This window comes from Burkholderia sp. NLJ2 (assembly GCF_049487195.1).
GTDB classification, from domain to species: Bacteria; Pseudomonadota; Gammaproteobacteria; order Burkholderiales; family Burkholderiaceae; genus Burkholderia; species Burkholderia pyrrocinia.
This window is the reverse complement of record NZ_CP137810.1, coordinates 1,610,113-1,632,830: the sequence shown is the minus strand read 5'-3', so window position 1 is coordinate 1,632,830 and position 22,718 is coordinate 1,610,113. Positions and strand designations below refer to the sequence as shown.

The window sequence follows — 22,718 nt, the reverse complement described above, 5'->3', positions numbered from 1 at the left end:
TCGTGTGGCTTCATGCTATCGGGACTTCACCTGAAACGATTGACGAGAGTCAAACGATTTCGCCCGGTCTCGCACCAGAATCCGTTCACGTGATTCTCGCGAAGGGGTATTCGATGACCGATTTCCGCCCGCACCAGAAGTACGACGCGCTGATTGCGCGTTGCCGCTCGCTACGCCCGGTGACGGTCGCGGTCGCGCATCCTTGCGACGAGGTATCGCTGCACGCGGCCGTCGCCGCCGCTCGGGCCGGGATCGCCGTGCCCGTGCTGGTCGGCCCGGTGGCGCGCATCGCGGCGCTTGCCGCGACGCTCGGCGTCGACCTGTCCGGCTACCGGCTCGTCGATGCGCCGCACAGCCATGCGTCGGCTGCGCGCGCCGTCGAGTTGGTGCGCGCGGGCGACGCGCAGGTGCTGATGAAGGGCAGCCTGCATACCGACGAGTTGCTGGAGGAAGTGGTGCGCGCCGATACGGGGCTGCGCACCGGGCGGCGCCTGAGCCACGTGTTCATCATGGACGTGCCGACTTATCACAAGCCGCTTTTTATCACTGACGCGGCCGTCAATATCCGTCCGACGCTCGAGCAGAAGGCCGACATCGTGCAGAACGCGATCGACCTCGCGCACGCGCTCGGCATCCGCCAGCCGAAGGTCGCGATCCTGTCGGCGGTCGAGACGGTCAGCTCGAAGCTGCCGTCGACGCTCGATGCGGCCGCGCTGTGCAAGATGGCCGAGCGCGGCCAGATCACCGGCGCGCTGCTCGACGGGCCGCTCGCGCTCGACAACGCGATCAGCCCCGAAGCCGCGCGGCTCAAGCATCTCGGTTCCGCGGTCGCGGGCGATGCGGACATCCTCCTCGCGCCCGACCTCGAGGCGGGCAACATGCTCGCGAAGGAGCTGACGTTCCTCGCGAACGCCGATGCGGCCGGCATCGTGCTCGGCGCGCGCGTGCCGGTGATCCTGACGAGTCGCGCCGACAGCGAACGCACGCGCCTCGCGAGCTGTGCGGTCGCGGCGCTCGTCGCGGAGGCGGCGCGCGCCACGGCGGCGCCGTCGGCCGCACCGGCCGTTGCGGCCGATGCGGCCGATGCACGCTGACGGGGCCGCGATGCGACATCCCGTACTGGTACTCAATGCCGGCTCGTCGAGCCTCAAGTTCTCGGTCTACGACACGCGCGAGGATCGCTCGCTCGATGCGGGCCTGCACGGGCAGGTCGAGAACCTGCATGGCACCCCGCATCTGTTCGTGGCCGATGCGCACGGCGCGACACTCGCCGACAACCCCGTCGCACGACCCGGACATCAAGGCGCGATCGAAGCGCTGCACGCGTGGTTCGCGGCTCACGTCGGGCGGGAGGCCGCGTTCGACGGCGTCGGGCACCGGGTCGTGCACGGCGGTCCGTATTTCACCGCGCCGGTGCGGATCGACGCGCGCGTGCTCGATGCGATAGCGTCGCTTTCGCCGCTCGCGCCGCTGCACCAGCCGCATCACGTCGACGCGATTCGCGCGGTCGCCGCGGTTGCGCCGAACCTGCCGCAGGTCGCATGTTTCGACACCGCGTTCCATTCGACGGTGCCGGCGCTCGAACGGGAGTTCGCGCTGCCGCGCGCGCTGACCGGGCAGGGGATCGTGCGCTACGGTTTCCACGGGCTGTCGTACGAGTACATCGCGACGGCGCTCGCGGGGCTCGATCCGTCGTGGGCGCAGCGCCGGACCGTCGTTGCGCACCTCGGCAACGGCGCGAGCCTGTGCGCGCTCGCGAACGGCCGCAGCGTGGCGACGACGATGGGATTCACGGCCGTGGACGGGCTGCCGATGGGCACGCGCACCGGCGCGCTGGACCCGGGCGTGATTCTTTACCTGCAGCGTCACGAGGGCCGGTCGCTCGACGAGGTCGAGCATCTGATCTACGAGGAATCGGGCTTGCTCGGCGTGTCCGGCGTGTCGAGCGACATGCGCACGCTGCTCGCGAGCGACGCACCGTCGGCCGCGCATGCGATCGAGCTGTTCGCCTATCGCGCGGCCCGCGAACTCGCCGCGCTGGCCGGCGTGCTCGGCGGTCTCGACACGCTCGTGTTTACAGCGGGCATCGGCGAGCACGCGCCGCGCGTGCGTGAACGAATCTGCAGCCGCGCGGCGTGGCTCGGCATCGCGCTCGACGACGCGGCGAACGCCGCCGGCCTGCCGGTGATGTCGAGCGACGCGTCGCGCGTGACGGTGCGGGTGATCCCGACCGACGAGAACCTGATGATCGCGCGGCACACGCGCCGCGTGCTGGACGACGCGATCCCTTCCACGCCGTATCCGACCCGGTGAGACCTTCGATGACAGCAAGCCACACGTCTTCCCCTGCCGTCAGCGCCCCCGCGCTGCCGATTTTCTGGCCGATGGCCGCCGCCACGGCGTGGTTCGCGGCCGGTTCCGAGATCGCGGCGCGCAATCTCCGCTTTCTCGCGGAAGAGGAGAAGCTCCATTTCGAAGCACACCCGGCGCTGGCCTCGACGAACCGGCCGTTGCTGGAACTGCGGACGATGACGTTTCGCGATTATTCGGCCGCGCCGGCGCACGGGCTGCCGACGATCGTCGATGCACCGTATGCGGGGCACAGCGCGATGATCGCCGACTACCAGCCGGGGCAAAGCCTGATGCAGACGCTGCGCGAGCACGGCGTGACGCGTCTGTACCTGACCGACTGGCGTTCGGCCACCGAGGACATGAAGGACCTCGAGATCGACCAGTATCTGGCCGAGCTGAACGTGTGCGTCGACGAACTCGGCGGCCGCGTGAATCTCGTCGGGCTGTGCCAGGGCGGCTGGATGTCCGCGATGTATGCGGGGCGTTTCCCGCACAAGGTCGCGAGCCTCGTGCTGGCGGGTTCGCCGATCGACACCGACGCGGGCGACGGCCCGATCAGGGGGATGGTGCACACGTATCCGACGTCGTTCTACGAGGAGCTCGTTGCGATGGGCGGCGGGCTGATGCGCGGGCGCTTCATGCTGCGCGGCTGGAAGAACATGCATCCCGACCAGCACTATCTCGCCGAGCACGTCGACCTGTACGAGCATCTCGACGATCCCGAATACCTGCGCAAGCGCGAGGTGTTCGCGAACTGGTACGAAAGCCCGATCGACCTGCCGGGACGCTGGTACCTGCAGGCGATCGTGCAGATCTTCAAGGAGAACCGGCTCGCGAAGGGCACGTTCGTCGCGCTCGGGCGCACGCTCGACCTGAAGGACGTCGCGTGCCCGGTCTATCTGCTCGCCGGCGAGGCCGACGACATCACGACGCCGGAGCAGGTGTTCGGGGCGCGCGACCGTCTCGGCACGCCCGCGTCGCGGATCGAGAGCCGGCTCGTGCCGGGCGGCCATATTGGCCTGTTCATGGGGTCGCGCACGCTGAAGACGGTGTGGCCGGACATCGCGCGCTGGATTGCGGCGCAGCGCTAGGCCGGCGCGGATCGACACGGGGGGCGGCATGACGTTGCGACACAAGCGGGGGCTCGTCGTCGGCATCGCGAACGAGCAGAGCATCGCGTGGGGATGCGCGCGTGCGTTTTGCCGGGCGGGTGCCACGCTCGCGGTGACCTGGCAGTCGGAGAAGACCTTGCCGCACGTCGAGCCGCTGTTCGCGCAACTCGATGCGCCGATCCGGATGCCGCTCGACGTCGGGCGGCCCGACCAGATGGCGGCGGTGTTCGACGCGATCGCGGTGCAATGGGGCGCGATCGATTTCGTGCTGCATTCGGTTGCGTATGCACCGAAGGCCGATCTGCACGGCCGCGTGGTCGACAGTTCGCCGGAAGGCTTTTCGTTGGCGATGGATACCTCGTGCCATTCGTTCATCCGGATGGCGAGGCTTGCCGAGCCGCTGATGACGCGAGGCGGGAGCCTGATGGCGATGAGCTATCTCGGCGCGGAGCAGGTCGTCGCGAACTACGGGGTGATGGGGCCGGTCAAGGCCGCGCTCGAATCGAGCGTGCGGTACCTGGCGGCCGAACTCGGCGGCAGCGGCATTCGCGTCAACGCGATTTCGCCGGGCGTGCTGCCGACGCGCGCGGCATCGGGCCTGCCGGACTTCGACCGGCTGCTCGACGACACCGCGCGCCGGGCGCCGCTGCATCACGCGCTGGACATCGACGACGTCGGTGCGTTCTGCGCGTTCCTGGCGAGCGACGGCGCAAGGGCGATCACGGGCGGCACGCACTATATCGACGCCGGCATGCACATGCTCGGCTAGCGTGCCGGCGGCACGCGGCGTCAGGTGCGCGCGAATGCCTGCACGAGGGCCGGCGGCGCGTGCGCGACCGCGACCTCCGGCGTGCCGTGCCACGCCGCGAGCTTCTTCACGGCCTTCGCGACGTCGGCCGCGAGCCCCGTGCCGAACCGCACGCCCGGCTCGACATGCACGGCCTTCAGTTCGAACGTGCCGAGCGTGCGGTGCGCTTTCGCGTCGACGCGGCCGACCAGCCGGCCGCGATGCAGCACGGGCAGGCAGAAATAGCCGTAGCGCCGCTTGTGCCCGGGCGTATAGCACTCGATCGTGTAGTCGAAACCGAACAGCGTCGATGCGCGCCGCCGGTCCCATACGACGGGGTCGAACGGCGACAGCAGCGTCGTGACCGTCGAGCGCAACGTGTCGGCAGCGGCCGCCGGCAGCAGCGCATCGAGCGAGCGGTGCACGTAGGCCGGTTCCTTCCAGTCGCCGATCTCGACCGGAATCAGGTCGCCCGCCTCGGCGAGCCGCTCGAGTTCCGCGCGATACGAACGGCGCGGCAGCCGGTAGTAGTCGGCGACCCAGTCCGCGCGGACGACCCCAAGCGCGCGACACGTGTAATCGAGCAGCGCGGGCAGCACGGCTTCGCGCGGCGGCAGGTCGCGCGTGTCGTCCCAGCCGGGCAGCACGCGCTCGCGCACGTCGTACACGCGCTGGAAATTGCGGCGTTCCGACACCATCAGGTCGCCCGTCGTGAACAGCACTTCCAGGTGACGCTTCTCCGGCTTGCGGTCCCACCAGCCGTTGCCTTTCGCGCCGTCCTCGCGGACGAAGTCCGCCGATCGCACCGGGCCTTCGTTGCGAATCCGCGCGAGCAGACGCTCGATCTCGTCGCGATTCTGCGCGTGCCAGTCGGCCGCGTATTTCCAGCCCATCCCCGACGGATCGAGCATCTTGTAGCGCATCAGGCCGAACTGCTCGACCGGCAGGAAACACGCTTCGTGCGACCAGTATTCGAACAGGCGCGCCTCGGCGAGATGTTCGTCGAGCCACTGCGGCGAGAAATCGCCGAGCCGGCTGAACAGCACGAGATACGGGCTGCGCGCGACGACATGAATGGTGTCGATCTGCAACTGCGCCATCCGGCGGATCGTGTCGAGCACGTCGGCCTTGGTTGCCTTGCGGCGGGGCGGCGTCAGTAGGCCCTGCGCGGCGAGATGCAGTGCGCGGGCGGCGGCGGGCGAGAGCGTAAGCATCGGAATGGCGGCTGAGGGTGACGATCGGCGACCACTTTAGCGCGAAAGCGGCGCGCGCGTGCGACGCGCCGATGCAACGTGTCTGACAATGGTTGACAGATGCATTTCGCAAGTTTCCCTATAGTGCAGAGCATGGCGCGACGATAAGTGCGCGCAACGATTCCGCTTCCGACGCACATACGTCAATGGCACGCAGGAAGCGAAGCCGGGATTCTCAACCCCCATCGGGAGACCCGGAGCCCTGAGCGGACATCCATGCGGCTGTGCACCGGCCCCGTGTGGATGTCCGCTGATTTTTTTTGTATTTCCGTTTTTTCGCCTGCTGCCGCGCGACGCGTCATGGTGCGGCACGCGTTTCCCCGGGCCGCAGCGCGCGGGACAGATCGCCGTGTTTTGCCACGCCGCAACGCGGCGAACCGACGTGCTTGCCGCGTGTTGCCGCCTATTGCCGCTTGCCGCGCGCGACTTCGTCGCCGGCGCCGGGCGGCAGCCGCCGCGTGATCGGAATCGACGCGAACGAGCACAGCCCGACCACGACGAACGCGGGCCAGAAATCCGACCACACCATTGTCTGGTGGCCCTGCAGCCAGTGCGACACGTGCAGCACGATGCCGGCGACCGTCACACCGAGCCCGAGCGACATCTGCTGCACGACGCTGCCGAGGCTCGTGGCACGCCCCGCGTCGCGCGGCGAGATGTCCGCGTAGATCATCGAGTTCAGGCTCGTGAACTGCAGCGCGGGGAAGAGGCCGCCGACGAGCACGATCAGCCAGATCGCCCAGGTTGCCATGCCGGGATGGAACACGCCATAGGCGGCGATCGCAAGCCCCGCGAATGCCGCGTTGTAGATCAGCACCGTGCGAAAGCCGAAGCGGCGCAGCGTATGCGTGGCCGTCGAGCGGCTCACCGCGCCGCCGAACGCGGACGCGCACGTGATCAGCCCCGAATGGAACGCGCTCATGCCGAGCCCTTCCTGCAGCGCGAGCGGCAGCAGGAACGGCACCGCGCCGAGGCCGATGCGGAACAGCGACCCGCCGACGACGCTCGCGTGGTAGGTCGGGATCTTCAGGAAGCTGAGGTCGAGCACCGGGCGCTCCTTGCGGCGCGCGTACGGCACGTAGAGCGCGAGCAGCGCGGTGCCGGCCACGCACATCACGATCGCGTTCGAGCGCGACGTGAGCGAGCCGTCGAGCAGCGTGAGGCCCATCAGCAGCGACGCGGCGCCGCTTGCCGACAGCAGGAAGCCGAACCAGTCGAGCGGGCCGGGATCGGGCTCGTGCGTATTCGCGATGTGCTTGCTCGCGAGATAGATCCCGTAGATGCCGATCGGCACGTTGATGAAGAAGATCATCCGCCAGTGCAGGTAGGTCGTGATGAAGCCGCCGACGAGCGGCCCGACCGTGGGCCCGAACAGCGCGGGAATCGCGAGGTAGTTCATCGCGCGCACAAGATCTGAGCGCGGCACCGCGCGGAAGATGATGATGCGGCCGACGGGCACCATCATCGCGCCGCCGACGCCTTGTATGAAGCGCGCGAACGTGAGCACGCCGAGGGAATTGGAGGCCGCGCACATCAGCGAGCCGACGACGAAGATGCCGATCGCGGTGCGGAAGACGGAGCGCGCGCCGAAACGGTCGGCGAGCCAGCCGCAGATCGGGATGAACACGCCGAGCCCGACCACGTAGGCCGTGATCGCAATGTTCAGTGTGACGGGGTTGTGCCCGAAGTCCCTTGCCATCGCGGGCAGCGCGGTGACGATGATGTTCGCGTCGACGCTTTCCATGAACAACGCACAGGCAACGATGAGCGGTGCTAGAAAGACGGGCGACATGGGCTGGGCGCGCGGTAAAGGTGCCATTATGCCCACAATGTGGTCATTGCGTCACGTGCGACACCGGTCGTTCCGCATGTTGCGACAGTCGTTCCTGTTTCCGCGCACGCAAGAAGAGACGACTGCCGCGCCGGCTGCGGCGCGTGACATGACACATGACATCGACCCGTTGCAGCGGCCGCGAAACTTGCGTGCGGTGCGCGTTTCGTGCGACAGTCGGACCCACTCGCAACACTACACATGACGCGCATCGATCGAGGGCCATCGAGACGAGCGCGCGCGAACGAGACCTCGTGCCGGGCCACTCACCATCGAAAGGAGGGGACACGTCATGACGTCACGTCGTGCCGCATCGATTGCATCTCGCTTCCCGCGTCATCACGCACCGCGCCGCGCATCACCTGCGCCGCGTCTTCGCTGGGCCGCCGCACTGGCCGTCGCGTATCTCGCCGTCGCCGGCTGCGCCGCGCAGGCCGACAATGCGAACCAGGCCGCCGCGCAAGCGGCCGCCCAGTCAGCGGCGCCGGCCGCGGCTGCGATTGCCGGCCCCGCGTCGGCCACGCTGCTGCCGCCGCCGAGCCAGCTCTACGGCGACCTGTTCGTCGCGGTGCAGACCGCACAGATCTATCCCGACCAGAAGACTTTCGTCGACGCGACGCCCGATACCGATCCCGCGACGATCGTGCAGTTGTATCAGCAACAGAAATCGCAGCCGGGCTTTTCGCTGAAGGCGTTCGTCGGCCAGCACTTCACGCCGCCCCCGGAAGGCGGCGTGACGCCGCCGCCGAACCAGACGCTGCGCCAGCACATCGACTGGCTGTGGCCGCAGCTCACGCGCACGAGCGTGACGGTGCCGCAGTACGGTTCGCTGATTCCGATGCCGAAGCCGTACGTCGTGCCGGGCGGCCGCTTCCGCGAAGGCTACTACTGGGATACCTATTTCACGATGCTCGGGCTGCAGGTGTCGGGGCGTGAGGATCTCGTGGACGACATGCTCGACAACTTCGCGCATCTGATCGACACGATCGGGCACATCCCGAACGGCAACCGCACGTACTACGTGAGCCGCTCGCAGCCGCCGTTCTTCGCGTACATGGTCACGCTCGCCGCGCAGGCCGAAGGCGACAAGGTCTACCAGAAATATCTGCCCCAACTGCGCAAGGAACATGCGTACTGGATGCAGGGCGAAACCACGACGCCGCGCGGGCAGGCCGCCCGCAACGTGGTCGCGATGCCCGACGGCGCGGTGCTGAACCGCTACTGGGATGCGAGCGACACGCCGCGCGACGAGTCGTATCTCGAGGACGTGACGACCGCGAAGTCGGCGCCCGGCCGTCCGGCGAACGACGTGTACCGCGACCTGCGCGCGGGCGCCGAAAGCGGCTGGGACTACAGCTCGCGCTGGTTCGGCGACGGCAAGACGCTCGCGACGATCCGCACGACGTCGATCGTGCCGGTCGACCTGAACAGTTTGATGTTCCATCTCGAGACGACGATCGTGAAGGGCTGCACGGTCACGCGCGATGTCGCGTGCGTGACCGATTTTTCAGGGCGCGCGGCGCGGCGCGCGGCCGCGATCAACCACTATTTGTGGAACCGCCGCGGCTATTACGGCGACTACGACTGGCAGTTGCGCAAGCCGCGCGACGCCGTAACGGCGGCCGCGCTGTATCCGCTGTTCGCGGGCGTCGCGTGGCCCGAGCGCGCGAAGGCGACCGCGCGCGAGGTACGCAAGACGCTGCTGCAGCCGGGCGGCCTCGCGACGACGACCGAGAATACGGGCCAGCAGTGGGACGCGCCGAACGGCTGGGCGCCGCTGCAGTGGATCGCGATCGACGGGCTGCGTCGTTATGGCGAACCGGCGCTCGCGAAGGACATCGGCACGCGTTTCCTGTCCGACGTGAAGCATGTGTACGCAACCGAAGGCAAGCTCGTCGAGAAATACGTGGTCGAAGGCGCGGGTACGGGCGGCGGCGGTGGCGGCGAATATCCGCTGCAGGACGGCTTCGGCTGGACCAACGGCGTGACGCTGAAACTGCTCGGGCTGTACGGCGAGTGACGCGCGGCGCCCGCGGCGTGTTGAGCGCGCTGCAGGCGAACGCACGGGCCGGACTGTCGCGCAAGCGGCCGTCCGGCCCGTTTTCGTTTCCGTTTTCGTATGCGGCTTGCGTCAGAACGTGATCGTCGTGCGCACGCCGACCACGGTTTCGTCGCCGATGCGCGCACCGGCTGCGTTCGGGTTCGGGATGCCGCCGCCCGGACGGAAGAAGTGCTGCAGGTCGGCCTGCAGTTGCCACCACGGCGTGACCTGGTACTGGTAGGTCGCCTCGACGACGGTTTCCGCGCGGCGCACCGGATAGCCAGGCGTCGTATAGGTGCCGGTGTCGCCGTCGAAGCCGCGCGCATGCGAACCGATCTTCGCGTAGCCGACCGCGATGCCCGCGACGTCGTTGTCGCGTCCCTTGAACGGCGCCTTCAGCGTCACGCCTGCATTGGCAGCGAAATCGACGATATTGCGATCGCCCGGCGCGCCCATCACGCGCGCGAACACGCCGACCGAGCGCGGGCTGTCGGCCGACGGCCGCCAGACCATCTGGTCCGCGACTGCATAGAACCCGTAGTTGCCGCGATGCGTAGCCGGAATGCCGTTGCTTGCCGGATTCGCGAGCGACAGGCCGTCGGTGCCGTAGCGCGGATCGTTCGCATGCTGCGACTGATACCAGAAGCCGAGCTTGTAGGTGCCCGGCAGGCCGGCCGGTTGCGGCGCCTTCGGGTCGGCCGGCGGCGCGTTCAGCGCGTACTGCACTTCGCCGATCACGAACGCACCGCTGCGCAGGTTGAAGTTGGTGCCGTGCGCGTTCAGCACCTGCACGTCGCCGTCGGTGCGGCCGGCCGGGTTGCCGTCGAATACACCCACCATCGCGGTCCATGCGTCGGCCGGCTTCACGCGCAGCCGCACGCCGAGCGACGACAGCGGATACGCGGGGCCGCCGGCCGGCAGGTCGGTGGACGGCAGCACGGGCCAGCCGAACGTGGCGTTCATGAAGGTCGCTGCGTTCTGGCTCACCATGAACTCCTGGTCGACGCTCTGCTGGCCGACCTTCACGTCGACCTTGCCGTCGAGCAACGACTGCTGATACCAGAGTTCCCACAGGCGCGTGGTCGAATTCGCTTCGATGCCGGTCGCGGTCTGCAGCGTCTGCAGGTAGCGCTGCGTGAGGTTGGTGCCGTGGATCTGCAGCGCCGACACGTTGAACGTGCCGCCCGGCAGCCCGATCGCCTTGCCCGTGTCGACGTTGAAGCCGAATTGCGTGAGCCCCTGGTACGCGCCGCCGCGCTTCGTGCCGCCGGACGTGTTGTACAGGTACTCGCTGGTTTCCTGCAGGCTCAGCGTGACGCCGCGATCGCCGAGCAGGTCGCGCAGGCCGCCCATGTTGCCGAGCAGGTTCGAGCGCTCCCAGAAGCCGGTGGGGGCGGGCGCGGCAGCATCGGCGGCCTGTTGTGCGGGGGCGGCGGCGTCGCTCGCGCCGGCCGCCGGTTCGGCCGAGGCGGGCGACGACGATTGCGCGAACGCGGGCACGGCGGCGAGCGACAGTAGCAGCGCGGCGAGCGCATTGAGGCGCGGCTTGCGCGGAACGGGTTCGAGGTAGTGCTTCATGTGGGTTCCGTTGGCGATTTGATTAGTTAGACTGAAGAAACGAAAACGTGACGCGGGAAGCGTGGCGAGGCGGTCGCGCGGCGGCACATGGTGCGTGGCACCGCTGCGCGACGACGGACTTACGGCAGCCAGCCGCCGACGCGCCACACCTGCGCGAAACCGAGGCGTGAAGCGGACGTGCACAGCAGCGCGGCGAGCGCGACCGCGGCCGCCATCGCGACGACCAGCACGCAGTCGAGCGGGCGAGGTGCCGCCGGCACATGGGCGAGTGCCGCGCCGCGCCAGTTGCCGAGCGCGTGGGCGAGCGGCGAGAGGCAGGAAACGAACGAGCGGTCGCACGCGACGTGCACGATGCGCTTGAGTCTGACCGCGAACGATTGAAAGAACATGACGCTGCCTCCGTCCGGTCCGGCGGATGCCGGACGACGTGATCGAGCGCGGGCGCATGACGCGGCCTGCGATCGGAGGGTGGAACGTAACGGAGCGTGCGACTGACGAACCGGCGATGGCCGGCCCGGAAGGAAGCGCGCTAACCCGACGAATGCGAGTTAGCGGCGAAAGACATGCGTCTGGCTGCTATCTCGCGATGGCTTGGCCGGCCTGGACCGGCATCGAACTGCAACTAGAGCATGTGTCCACGGAGGGACTCCCTTGATGAATTGGGGCGGATTGTAGTCGCGACTTTTGCTGCGGTGCAAGTAAAAAACGCATAAAAAGCGATGTGTGTGGTGTGCGCGTCGCGGCGGGCCGCTGCGACGCGGCAGCGGCCCGGGACAGGTATGAAGAGACGATCGCGGGGCGCCGCGTCGTTGTTCATACACATCGGCAGGTGAGCGCGTCGTGACGCGCTGAAAGGTTTCGTCACGCCATTTCAAGGGCAAATCTTTCAGTGCCGCGAGACGGGAAATTTATTTCGGGAAATGGGGTTTCGAGGGGTTGACTTCACTTTCGGGCGGTTCATAGAATTCGGCATCTTCACTCTTGGGGCCGCCGCCTTGGACGCCTGCAGTAGTCGATCTTCGAACGAAATCTCCGCCTGAGCGACCGACGTCCGCGCCTCATCGAAGCCGCCGTTTGTCTCCCAGGCAAACGGTGCGCGCAGCAGTACTCCGCAGTAATTCCCTACGTGCACCCTGATTCGCGCCGGTTAGCGTGATGCGTTTTCGCATGCGCCGTCCGGTTTCTCCGCCGCCTGGCAGGCGGCCGTGTTCGCGCATGCGTCGTTGACGCTCGCGAATGTCGGCCCGCAAGCCGGACGGCGGTCAATCGTGTTCCCCGGAACACCGCACAGGAGCCGCCATGAACGACAGTGACAGTTGTCCCTTATGCCCGTTGCACGCACAGACCCTTTTGAACCCGGGTCGCAGGGACACTCCGGCCGACTAGCCTGACACGTCGTTCAGGCCCCCGGACTGGCCCCGCACCCATTACGCGGCCGGCACGCCTGCCGTTGCCGCACGGAGCCAGACCATGAACTTCGGCCTTCTGCTGTCGAACCTTCCGCACGTCACGGAATCGCGCAATCAGTACGACGCGATGCTGACGCTCGACGCCCATCCGCGGGTGTTCTCCCGCCTGTTGAACCAGTTGAAATCGTTGATCCGCTGAAAGAAGCGCCGAGCGCGCCTCGGCATGCGCACGCGCGGCCACCAACGAGCGGCCGCCCCGCGCGCATTCCAAGGTCACACGCTTATTAGATAACCATTAGCCGTACGGAACGAATCATGTCCACGCCATCCAACGTCTCTCCACCGATCGCCGCAGAACGCAGCGCCGTGCTCGACGAAGCCCACGTCGGCGACATCCGCGGCGCGCTCGGCACGATCGCGCATCACGACACCGCCGCGCGCGGCACATGGTGGGCGCGGCTGCGCACGCTGCTCGCGATCATCGGCCCGGGCCTCATCGTGATGGTCGGCGACAACGACGCCGGCGCCTTCGGCACCTACACGCAGGCCGGCCAGAACTACGGCACGACGCTGCTGTGGACGCTGCTGCTGCTCGTGCCCGTGCTGTACGTGAACCAGGAAATGGTGCTGCGCCTGGGCGCGGTCACGGGCGTTGGCCATGCTCGCCTGATCTTCGAGCGCTTCGGCAAGTTCTGGGGTGCGTTCAGCGTGATCGACCTGTTCCTGCTCAATGCGCTGACGATCGTCACCGAGTTCATCGGCATCACGTTCGTGCTGGAATTCTTCGGGCTGCCGAAGGTGGCCGGCGTGTGCGTGGCCGCCGCGCTGACGATGGCCGCGGTGAGTACCGGCGATTTCAGGCGCTTCGAGCGGTTCGCGATCGGGCTGTGCGTGCTGAGCCTGCTGCTCGTGCCGGTGCTCGTGTCGATCCATCCGCCCGTTTCGCAGATGACGCGCGATTTCTTCGTGCCGAACTGGCCCGCGCACGCGAAGCTGTCGGACGTGATGCTGCTCGTGATCGGCATCGTCGGCACGACGGTCGCGCCGTGGCAACTGTTCTTCCAGCAGAGCTACGTGATCGACAAGCGCATCACGCCGCGCTTCATGAAGTATGAGAAGGCCGACCTGTGGATCGGCATCGCCTTCGTGCTGGTCGGCGCGGTCGCGATGATCGGCTTCAGCGCCGCGCTGTTCAACGGTCATCCGGAAGCCGGCAACTTCACCGACGCGGGCGGCATCATCGCGGGCCTCGAGAAATATGCGGGCCGTACCGGCGCGACGCTGTTCGCGGTGGCGCTGCTCGACGCGTGCATCATCGGCGCGGCGGCCGTGTCGCTGTCGACCGCGTATGCGATCGGCGACGTGTTCAAGATCCGCCACTCGCTGCACCGCGGCGTGTCCGATGCGAAGGGCTTCTATCTCGTGTACTTCGGCATCGTCGCGGCCGCGGCGACGCTCGTGCTGATCCCGGGCAGCCCGCTCGGCCTGCTGACCGAGGCCGTGCAGACGCTCGCGGGCGTGCTGCTGCCGAGCGCGACGGTGTTCCTGCTCGTGCTGTGCAACGACCGCCAGGTGCTTGGGCCCTGGGTCAACTCGACGAAGCTCAACGTGTTTACGGGCGCGGTGATCTGGGTGCTCGTGCTGCTGTCGATCATCCTGACCGCATCGGTGATGTATCCGGACATCAGCGGCGAAGCGATCGTCGACGTGCTGGTGGGCGGCACCGTGCTCGCGATTACCGGCTATCTCGCGACGGTGCTGATTCGCCGCCACAAGCGCGTCGTCGAACCGGCGCTCGATCGCTCGCTGCGCGACACGTGGCGCATGCCGCCGCTCGACGCGCTCGAGCCGCAGAACATGACGCTCGCGACGCGGATCTGGATGGCCGTGCTGCGCGGCTATCTGGTGATCGCGGTCGGTCTCGTGATCGTCAAGGTCGTGCAGATGACGCTGCTGAAGTAACGCGGATCGTCTGCCAGGATGCGGCGCCGGACCCGGCACCGCGCCGCAACCCGCCCATGCCGGCCCGCGAGGCCGGCATGTGCGTTTACACGTTGCACGTTCGCTCGTCGCAAGCGCCGAGCTGCCGTCAGATCAGTTCGAGCTTCGACGTCAGGTACGTGAGCTGGATCCGGTTCGCGACGCCGAAGCGCTTGCGCAGTTTGCGCAGGTGATAGTCGACGTTGTGCGCGCTGGTGTCGAGGCGCCGGCCGATCTCCTTGTCGGATGCGCCTTCGGCGATGCCGAGCAGCAGTTCCTGCTCGAACGGCGTGAGCCCGTTGACCGTACGCTCGCGCGACGTCGCGATCAGTTGCGGCGATGCGAACTTGTGCACCGACAGCCCGATCGACAGCGCCTGCTCGATCGTCGCCGGCGTGATCCATTCGCGCGTGCGGCGCGGCGCGGTGAAGCTCATGAACGCGTGCAGTCGCGTGCCGGGCACGGCCATCGAATACATGATGCCGCTGCACATCCCGTCGTCCTGCATCGTCTGCAGGAAACCGTCGAGCGCGGCCGGCGTCACGCACGGGCCGTCGTCGCGCTCACGGTGTTCGCGGCGCAACTGCTGCAGGTCCCACACGATCGGCATGTTGCATACGCGCGCGCCGAGCGTGCGCGGATCGATGTCGTGATGGTTGTGCCGCACGTAGTCGCCGCGATAGGTGGCCGGCGTGAATGCTTCATGAAGGTAGAGACTTTCGACACGCTCGCGTTTGAATTCGAGCGCGAAGTACGCGAACGTCGAGAAGCCTGTCAGGTGCAGCAGGCTCGTGACGATCCGGTTGCGCTCGGCCGTGCTCTGCGCGAGCGCGAGCGTATCGGCGACGCCGAGCTTCGGCGCGTGCGGCTGCGTAACGTCGCCGCGCTTCACGTCGTCGCACCAGACGACCTTCACCGCACGCTCCCGCAGTGCGTCCGCGCATGCGCTCAGCCCGCGCGACGGGCGGGAAATGGTTGGGGCGACCGCTTCTTCTTGCAATGCAATTTCGGACATGAGCCATCCCTCGGAATCGACGCGCATCGCCTGGCGGCGGCCGTATCGTGTACGGCATTCGCGGCGGTGCGATCGAGCATCGTTTTTGATATGCGCCGATCGTCATCCCTGACGAAACGCGGGGGCATTGTACAAAAATGCCCGTGTATGCGTAATATGCCGTAATACGAATGGCGGCGAAAGGTTCATATTCGCGCGCATATAACGACGACCAGAAAATCATAAAGAAAAGACCAGATCGTGACGGGGCGCAGTTTCACATATTGGGAAAGGGCGGGCTCCTCATGACATATGCTGACGGCGCACCACGCGTCGAGTGGTTTTCACAAGCCGATATAGCGGCCGCTGCTGCTTATTCGAACGAATATCAGGCAATCGAGCGTGACGTTTTTACCGGCATTCAAATTGCACCCGGTAAAAGCGACCTTGCTCCGGTCGATTTCGCGCAATGCCATGCGCGATTGCGGCAAATCGGATTCAGTACGCTCGGTTACGGCGCCTACGAAATGATCGGGCGGCGCGTCCTGTGCGCGCATCTGCTGCGCGACCTCGCGCCGGCGACGTTCATGCAGCCGTTTATGGAAGGGATGCTGTACGACAGCGACCCGCGGTTCGCGCAGGTGCGGCAGAGCGGCTTTCCGGTCGCGTGGCAACTCGACGAGATCGAGTCGGCCGCGCAGGGCAGCGGCGACCGCAAGGTGCTGGCGCTCGCCGGCCATCTGCGCGCGCACGCGATGAACAGCGGCGTGATCTTCAGCCTGTCGGCGCCGCGCCTCGACCTGCGCGTCGCGGTAACCGTGACGTCGGAGACGCACGGCACCGAATGGATCGACGATCGCGTGATCGGCGGCGCGCTGTCGGTCAGCCTTGCCGTGCATCGCGTCGCGCTGCCGTTCCTCGAGGCGCGCATCGCGCGCATGCGCGGCTTCGCGCTCGGCGACGAACAGCAGCAGGTGCTCGACCGTCTCGTGCACGGGCTGTCCGACCAGGAAATCGCGAGCGCGCTGCGCACATCGCTGCACAAGGTCGGCCACCACATCCGCTCGCTCGAAAAAATCTTCAACGTGCAGAACCGTGCGCAGCTCGCGTACCTCGCCGCGCGGCGCCTGCAGCCCTGACGTGATGCACGCGCCGGCGGCCCGGCGCGGGATGGAAGCGGTTCCGGCGGCGTGTTCCCGAACGCGCCGCCGGGTTTCGTAGTCCGATCCGACCGTCGCCGGAAAACGCGCTTTCACGCTACGAGGTACATCCCTTTTTCCATCGATCCGCATCGCTACACTCGTCCCATTCAACGGTCCGCGCGGGACGGGGCAGGGTTGCCCGTGCCAGCCGGCGATAACGACGACAGGACAACGGCACGATGGCAGAACCGAAGGCGCTCCCCCGCGACTGGCAGCGGTTGTTTTCCGCTGGCCGCGGCGTGTCCGGACGGCGTCTCGGGGGCGCTTCGCCGCGCGCCGACCTGTTCATCGCCGCGTTCATCGTCGCGGTCGTCGCGCTGTTCATCCTGCCGCTGCCGCAGGCCGCGCTCGACGGGATGATCTCGCTGAATCTCGCCGTGAGCGTGGTGCTTCTGACGGTATCGACCTACGTGCCGTCGGCCGTCAGCTTCTCGTCGTTTCCCGCACTGCTGCTGTTTACGACGCTGTTCCGGCTCGCGCTGAACATCGCGTCGTGCAAGCTGATCCTGCTGCATGCGAACGCCGGCCACGTGATCGACGCGTTCGGGCGGCTCGTCGTCGGCAACAACGTCGTGGTGGGCGGCGTGGTGTTCCTCGTGATCGCCGTCGTGCAGTTCATCGTGATCGCGAAAGGATCGGAGCGGGTGGCCGAAGTCGGCGCGCGCTTTTCGCTCGACGCGATGCCGGGCAAGCAGATGAGCATCGACGCGGACCTGCGCGCGGGCATCATCAGCGCGGACGAAGCGCGCGAGCGCCGCGAGAAGCTCGAGCAGGAATCGCAGATGCATGGCGCGATGGACGGCGCGATGAAGTTCGTGAAGGGCGACGCGATTGCGGGCCTCGTGATCGCGTTCATCAACATCGTCGCGGGGATCGCGGTCGGCACGCTGATGCACGGGATGGATATCGGCGCGGCGCTGCAACGCTACGCGATCCTGACGGTCGGCGACGGGATGGCGTCGCAGATTCCGTCGCTGCTCGTGTCGATCGCGGCGGGCATCGTGACGACGCGCGTCGCGACGCGCGATGCGCGGCAGCGCCAGCTCGGCGAACAGCTCGGCGAGCAACTGGGCGCACATCCGCGCGCGCTGCTGATCGCGGCGCTGGTGCTGGCCGGTTTTCTCGTCGTACCCGGTTTTCCGAAGTGGTCGTTCGCGCTGATCGCGCTCGGCCTCGGCGCGTTCGCGTTCTCGCAGATGAAGCACAAGACGACCGCGCCGAGCTTCAACCTGATTCAGATCGCGGGGCGCGTCGGCACGGCCGACGACGGCCAGCCCGCGAAGGTGTCGCACGCGGCGGGCGTCACGTCGCTGATCGCGGTATCGCTGTCCGACGACCTGCGCACGAGCCTGAACCTCGCGCAACTGCAGGCCGCGCTGTCGAGCGCGAAGGCGCGCGTCGACGCGGACATCGGCACGGTGTTTCCGCGCATCACGCTGAACGACGATGAAGGTGCGACGGCCGGCACGTACCGGATCTACCTGCAGGACGTGCTCGCCGCGCACGGCGCGCTGAAGCCGGGCTGGCTGCTGTGGGACGGCGTCGCGCCGCTGCCCGAGCGCGCGGAGCGCCAGCCGGCCGAGGCGTTCGGCCCGTTCGCGACCGCGCTGTGGATCAAGCACGACGGCGCCGCGCCGGACGGCAAATGGCTGTCGAGCGAAAGCGCGCTTGCCGCGCACGTCGAGCAGATCGTGCGCCAGCATGCGGACGAATTGCTGGGGATCCAGGAGACGCAGGCGCTCGTGCATCTCGTGCGCCGCGAACACCCCGAACTCGTGGGCGAGCTGACGCGGCTCGTGCCGCTGCAGCGCGTGACCGAAGTGCTGCGCCGGCTGCTCGCCGAACAGGTGCCGATCCGCAACCTGCGCGTGATTTTCGAGAGCCTGATCACGTGGGCGCCGAACGAACCCGACGACGTGATCGCGCTGGTCGAACTCGTGCGCGTCGACCTGCGCCGGATGATCACCGACCGCCATGCGGGCACGACGCGCCAGCTGCGGGTCGTGCTGTTCGAGCAGAACCTGCAGGAGCGGATCGAGAGCGCGGTGATGCGCACGAAGCAGGGCAATTTCCTCGCGCTGTCGAGCGCGATCAAGCAGGACATCGGCGAGCAGGTGCGGGCGATCGTGCAGGCCGCGCAGGCGGCCGGCCCCGGCGGCCACGGCAACGCACAGGGCGCGGCGCGGCTCGCGGTGATGGTCGCGCTCGGCGCGCGCCGCTACGTGAAGACGATCCTGCAGCCGGTGCTGCCCGAACTGGCGGTGCTGTCGTACCAGGAGGTCGAGGAGGACGTGCAGCTGCACACGGTCGGCTGGGTGAAGAACCCGCCGGACGACGGCTCGGTCGGCGCGGGCGCCGACGTGCGCGTGCCGGGAGCCGTGTTATGACGAGCTCGACGATCCTCGACCTGACGCGCCAGGCGCTGATGCTCGTGCTGCTGCTGTCGCTGCCGATCGTGCTGATCGCCACCGTCACGGGCTTGATCGTCGCGATCCTGCAGGCCGTCACACAGGTGCAGGACGCCAACATCGGCATCGCGGTGCGGCTGATCGCGGTGATGGTCGCACTCGTGCTGCTGTCGGGCTGGCTCGGCGGCGAAGTGCTGCGCTTCGCGCAGCAGGCGCTGGAACGCATGTTCGTTTCTTCCACTGGAGTTTTTTGATGCATCGACGCGTCGCCCCGATCCGGTTTCAACCGCGCAGCCTGCAACGGGCCGCGCTTGCCCTGTGCGCGACCGCGCTGCTCACGGCGTCGCTGTGCATGGCGCCCGCGCAGCCGGCCCGCGCCGCGGACCTGCGCTGGCGCAACAAGCCGTTCACGATCGTCGCGAACGGCAAGAAGATCGGCGACTTCATTCGCGAACTCGCATCGTCGCAGGGCGTGACGGCGGTGATCGACCCGAAGGTCGACGGCGTGATCAGCGGCCGCTTCTCGGGCACGCCGCAGCAAACGCTCGACACGATCTGCTCGACCTACGGGCTCACGTGGTACTACGACGGCTCGTTCCTGTACGTCGATCCGGCCGACCAGTCGCAGACGCAGATGATCCCGATTCCGCCGAATGCATCCGGCGAAATCGGCCGCGCGCTGCAGGCGATGCAGATTCCCGACAAGCGCTACACGCTCGTGATCAACGATCGCGCGAACAGCGTGTACGTGGCCGGCCCGCGCCGCTACGTCGAGCTCGTGCGGCAGGCGGTCGGCTCGGTCGGCGATCCGTCCGCGAACGGCGCGCATGCGGATATCCGTGCGTTCCGGCTGAAGTACGGCTGGGCGTCGGACTTCACGATCAACCGCTCGGGCAAGGAAGTGACGGTGCCGGGCGTCGCGACGATCCTGCGGAAGCTGTTCGGCAAGGACGGCGGCACGAATGCGCTGCCGTCGAGCACGCCGCTCGGGCAGGCCGCGCGCCAGGTGAAGCTCGGCTCGGGGCTGACGATCGCGGTGCCGCGCCTCGATTTTCCCGATATCTCCGGCGGCCCGCGTTCGGGCGGCTATTCCGGCGACGGCAGCGCGACCAGCGGGTTCTCGCCGTTCTCGAACGGCGGCGGGGGCGACACGCTGCCGCAGATCGTCGCCGATCCGGCGATCAACGCGGTGATCGTGCGCGACCTGCCGGAGAACATGTATCGCTACCAGTCGCTGATCAACCAACTCGACGAGCGGCCGCGCATCGTCGAGATCAACGTGACGATCATCGACATCAACGAGGATTCGCTCGACAGCCTCGGGATCGACTGGCGCCTGCACACGACGCACGGCGACGTGCAGATCGGCAACGGCGCGAATCCGCTGACCGGCAACACGCAGTACAACGGCGTCGGCAATCCGCCGCTGACGTTCGGCATCGGCACGTCGGAAACCGGGCAGACGGGCACCTTCCTGCCGACGGGCATCGCGCTGACCGCATCGATCGGCGGCTCGCTGCGCAACTACCTGCTGACGCGCGTGAACGCGCTCGCGCAGAAGGGGCAGGCGCAGTTGCGTTCGAAGCCGAAGGTGCTCGCGCTCGACAACACCGAGGCGATCCTCGAGAACCTCACGCAGTTCTACGTGCAGGTGCCGGGCTACCAGGATTCGTCGCTGTACAGCGTGACGACCGGCACGAGCATCAAGGTGACGCCGATGATCGTCAACGAGGCGATCCGCAACGCGGCCGCCGTGTCCGGCAACCCCGAGAGCGTGATGATGTCGATCGACATCCAGGACGGCAACATCGTGCAGGGGCAGGCCGTGTCGAACATTCCGGTGATCCAGCAGCGCAACATCGTCACCAAGACGATGATCGACGAAGGCAAGAGCCTGCTGATCGCCGGCTTCAACGACGACGAGGTGAAGCTGAACAAGAGCGGCGTGCCCTGGCTGTCCGACATTCCGCTGATCGGCAACCTGTTCAAGTACACCGACAAGTCGGGCAACCACATGGAGCGGTTCTACCTGCTGACGCCGCGCGTGGTGACGAACGCGTCGATGTACGCGCCGGACGGCTCGCCCGTGAACCCGGGCGCCGACGGGCCGGCGAATCAGGAAGGCATGTCGATGTATCGTCCGCCGGACAACGACGTCGCGGTGCCGCTGACGCCGAAGCCGCTGCCCGGCACGAAGTTCGGCCCGCCCGCGCTGCCTCCGCCGCCGAAGGATGCGGCGTCGCAGCCGGCGGCGACGACCGCAGGAGCCACCCCCCATGTCGACGACCATCATTGACCCGCACGGCGACGGCGCATTGCCCGGCGGCGCGGGAGCCGCGGGGGCCGGTGCGGCCGCGCTCGCGTCGCCGTGGAACCTGTGCTTCCTGAGCGGGCCGATGTACGGCCGCACGATGTCGCTCGCACGCGGCGCGAACTGGGTCGGCACGGCGGCCGATTGCGAAGTGATCCTGCCCGATCGCGAGATCGGTGCGAAACAGGTGTGCCTGCAGGTCGGCGCGCTCGCGGTGACCGTGCAGAACCACGGCGGCGACGCCGGCGCGCCGGTGCTGTTCAACGACGAACCGCTCGGCGCGGGCCGCCGCTCGATGACGCCGCACGACGTCGTGACGGTCGGTTCGATCCGGCTCGGCATCGCGCGGCACGCGCAGGCGAGCGTCGCCGTGCCCGACGAAACCGACGCGCCGGATGCGGCGCGCGAAGCCGCGTGGCTCGGCTGGCTCACGGGCGGGCTGCGCCGCCTCGGCAGCCGGCGCCTCGTGATCGCGCTGGTCGCGCTGTGGATCGGCGTATTGCTCGGTGCGCTCGGCTACGGCTTCGTCGCGTGGTCGGGGCGCTTGCCGTGGCAGCACGAATCGGTGCTCGCGCGCACGCACCGGCTGCAGCAACTGCTGCACGCATATCCGGAGCTGGCCGTCGCGCCGCGCGACGACGGCGTGATCGTGTCGGGCTACGTGAGCGACCCGGCCGCGCGCGAACGCGTCGCGCAGATCGTCGCGGGCGTCGACAACGCGGCGCTCGGCAACCTCTACGTGGTCAGCGACCTGGTCGCGACCGCGCAGACCTATTTCAGCGATACGGCGCTGACGGTCGCGTATCTCGGCCGCGGCCGGATCGAGCTGACCGGTGCGGCCGCGCGTGCGCAGATCGAGCCGCGCATCCGCAACTACATGAAGGACGCGCGCCCGGCGCTCGAGGTGGTCGATCACGTGCGCGATGCCGATCCGGCCGCGCCGCGCACGACGACGACGCTCGGCGGGATGGCCGGCATTCCGGAGATCACGACCGTGTTTGCCGGCGACGGCGACCAGCGCTACATCGAGACGGCCGACGGCAGCCGCTATTTCGAGGGCGCACGGCTGAAGGACGGGCCGACCGTCGTGTCGATCGGCCCGGACGAAGTCGTGTTCGAACGCAACGGCCAGCGCATCACGATGCCGCTCGGCGGCGCGCCGGCGAACGCGCCCGAGCAGGCGCCGGCGCCGCGCGTGGCGCCGCTCGCGAGCGGCGCGGCGGCCGGGGTCGCGCAGCCGGTGCCGGGGCCGACGCTGTTGCCGGACGCGCCGCAAGCGGGTGCCGCGGCGGCCGGTGCATCGACGAAGGAGGCGGCGCACTAGCGCCGCGAGACAGGTCATGCGCATCGCGCGACGCGCGGTGCGCGCATGAACGCGGGACGTCGCACACGTGCGGCGGCTCACGTCGCCGGCGGGGCATGGGGCTGCCGCCGGAAGGTGAATGAAGTTCACGTTAAGG

At 67.9% G+C, this 22,718-nt stretch carries 17 protein-coding genes; 12 read left to right on the top strand and 5 right to left on the bottom strand.

Annotated elements, in window-relative coordinates; genetic code table 11:
* Positions 1-113: 113 nt before the first annotated feature.
* The 4 genes from R9B84_RS29625 to fabI are packed head-to-tail and all read left to right on the top strand — an operon-like array spanning position 114 to position 4,233.
* The gene (locus R9B84_RS29625) at positions 114-1,094 is read left to right on the top strand and encodes a phosphate acetyltransferase (protein ID WP_423763496.1); all 981 of its coding nucleotides are present in this window, start codon (positions 114-116) and stop codon (positions 1,092-1,094) included.
* 10 nt (positions 1,095-1,104) lie between these two features.
* The gene (locus R9B84_RS29620) at positions 1,105-2,313 is read left to right on the top strand and encodes an acetate/propionate family kinase (RefSeq protein WP_423763495.1); all 1,209 of its coding nucleotides are present in this window, start codon (positions 1,105-1,107) and stop codon (positions 2,311-2,313) included.
* Between the two features lie 8 nt (positions 2,314-2,321).
* Complete coding sequence (locus R9B84_RS29615; protein WP_423763494.1) at positions 2,322-3,443, top strand: alpha/beta fold hydrolase; 1,122 nt, start codon at positions 2,322-2,324, stop codon at positions 3,441-3,443.
* Between the two features lie 28 nt (positions 3,444-3,471).
* Entirely contained in the window at positions 3,472-4,233 is a 762-nt protein-coding gene (fabI, locus tag R9B84_RS29610; RefSeq protein WP_423763493.1) for an enoyl-ACP reductase FabI, read from the top strand.
* Positions 4,234-4,253: 20 nt separating this feature from the next.
* Here the strand turns inward: fabI and R9B84_RS29605 are convergent, their stop codons facing one another.
* Positions 4,254-5,465 (bottom strand): winged helix-turn-helix domain-containing protein, encoded by a 1,212-nt coding sequence (locus R9B84_RS29605; protein ID WP_423763492.1) that lies wholly within the window; start codon positions 5,463-5,465, stop codon positions 4,254-4,256.
* A gap of 442 nt (positions 5,466-5,907) precedes the next feature.
* Entirely contained in the window at positions 5,908-7,296 is a 1,389-nt protein-coding gene (locus R9B84_RS29600) for an MFS transporter (RefSeq protein ID WP_047902768.1), read from the bottom strand.
* A 331-nt stretch (positions 7,297-7,627) separates the two neighbouring features.
* Here R9B84_RS29600 and treA point away from each other — a divergent pair, with 331 nt between their 5' ends.
* Positions 7,628-9,355, top strand: coding sequence for an alpha,alpha-trehalase TreA (gene treA / locus R9B84_RS29595; protein ID WP_423763491.1), 1,728 nt, complete (start codon positions 7,628-7,630; stop codon positions 9,353-9,355).
* A 111-nt stretch (positions 9,356-9,466) separates the two neighbouring features.
* Here treA and R9B84_RS29590 read toward each other — a convergent pair whose 3' ends face one another.
* Together R9B84_RS29590 and R9B84_RS29585 are read right to left on the bottom strand one after the other, a co-directional pair.
* Positions 9,467-10,954 carry a carbohydrate porin gene (locus tag R9B84_RS29590; RefSeq protein WP_423763490.1) on the bottom strand — a complete coding sequence of 496 codons (1,488 nt, stop codon included), beginning with the start codon at positions 10,952-10,954 and terminating at the stop codon, positions 9,467-9,469.
* Positions 10,955-11,073: 119 nt separating this feature from the next.
* Positions 11,074-11,343: a hypothetical protein gene (locus tag R9B84_RS29585; RefSeq protein WP_423763489.1), complete on the bottom strand. Its 270-nt coding sequence runs from the start codon at positions 11,341-11,343 to the stop codon at positions 11,074-11,076.
* 1,081 nt (positions 11,344-12,424) lie between these two features.
* On the opposite strand from R9B84_RS29585, the gene R9B84_RS29580 reads away from it, so the two are divergent.
* Positions 12,425-12,562 (top strand): hypothetical protein, encoded by a 138-nt coding sequence (locus tag R9B84_RS29580; RefSeq protein WP_423763488.1) that lies wholly within the window; start codon positions 12,425-12,427, stop codon positions 12,560-12,562.
* A 116-nt stretch (positions 12,563-12,678) separates the two neighbouring features.
* A complete protein-coding gene (locus R9B84_RS29575) occupies positions 12,679-14,325 on the top strand; it encodes an Nramp family divalent metal transporter (RefSeq protein WP_423763487.1) in 1,647 nt (548 codons plus the stop codon).
* Between the two features lie 127 nt (positions 14,326-14,452).
* On the opposite strand, the gene R9B84_RS29570 is transcribed toward R9B84_RS29575, so the two are convergent.
* Positions 14,453-15,358 carry an autoinducer binding domain-containing protein gene (locus tag R9B84_RS29570; protein WP_423763486.1) on the bottom strand — a complete coding sequence of 302 codons (906 nt, stop codon included), beginning with the start codon at positions 15,356-15,358 and terminating at the stop codon, positions 14,453-14,455.
* 284 nt (positions 15,359-15,642) lie between these two features.
* On the opposite strand from R9B84_RS29570, the gene R9B84_RS29565 reads away from it, so the two are divergent.
* The 5 genes from R9B84_RS29565 to sctD all read left to right on the top strand — a co-directional run bounded on the left by R9B84_RS29565 (position 15,643) and on the right by sctD (position 22,582).
* A complete protein-coding gene (locus R9B84_RS29565) occupies positions 15,643-16,476 on the top strand; it encodes a helix-turn-helix transcriptional regulator (RefSeq protein ID WP_423763485.1) in 834 nt (277 codons plus the stop codon).
* Positions 16,477-16,718: 242 nt separating this feature from the next.
* Positions 16,719-18,926 (top strand): type III secretion system export apparatus subunit SctV, encoded by a 2,208-nt coding sequence (gene sctV, locus R9B84_RS29560; RefSeq protein WP_423763484.1) that lies wholly within the window; start codon positions 16,719-16,721, stop codon positions 18,924-18,926.
* The gene (gene sctS / locus R9B84_RS29555; protein WP_262545406.1) at positions 18,923-19,201 is read left to right on the top strand and encodes a type III secretion system export apparatus subunit SctS; all 279 of its coding nucleotides are present in this window, start codon (positions 18,923-18,925) and stop codon (positions 19,199-19,201) included. The genes sctV and sctS overlap by 4 nt, the downstream gene beginning before the upstream one ends.
* Positions 19,201-21,243 (top strand): type III secretion system outer membrane ring subunit SctC, encoded by a 2,043-nt coding sequence (gene sctC / locus R9B84_RS29550; protein WP_423763483.1) that lies wholly within the window; start codon positions 19,201-19,203, stop codon positions 21,241-21,243. Before sctS ends, sctC begins: the two co-directional genes overlap by 1 nt.
* On the top strand, positions 21,224-22,582 hold the full coding sequence (gene sctD / locus R9B84_RS29545; protein WP_423763482.1) for a type III secretion system inner membrane ring subunit SctD: 1,359 nt from the start codon (positions 21,224-21,226) through the stop codon (positions 22,580-22,582). Before sctC ends, sctD begins: the two co-directional genes overlap by 20 nt.
* Positions 22,583-22,718: the final 136 nt, after the last annotated feature.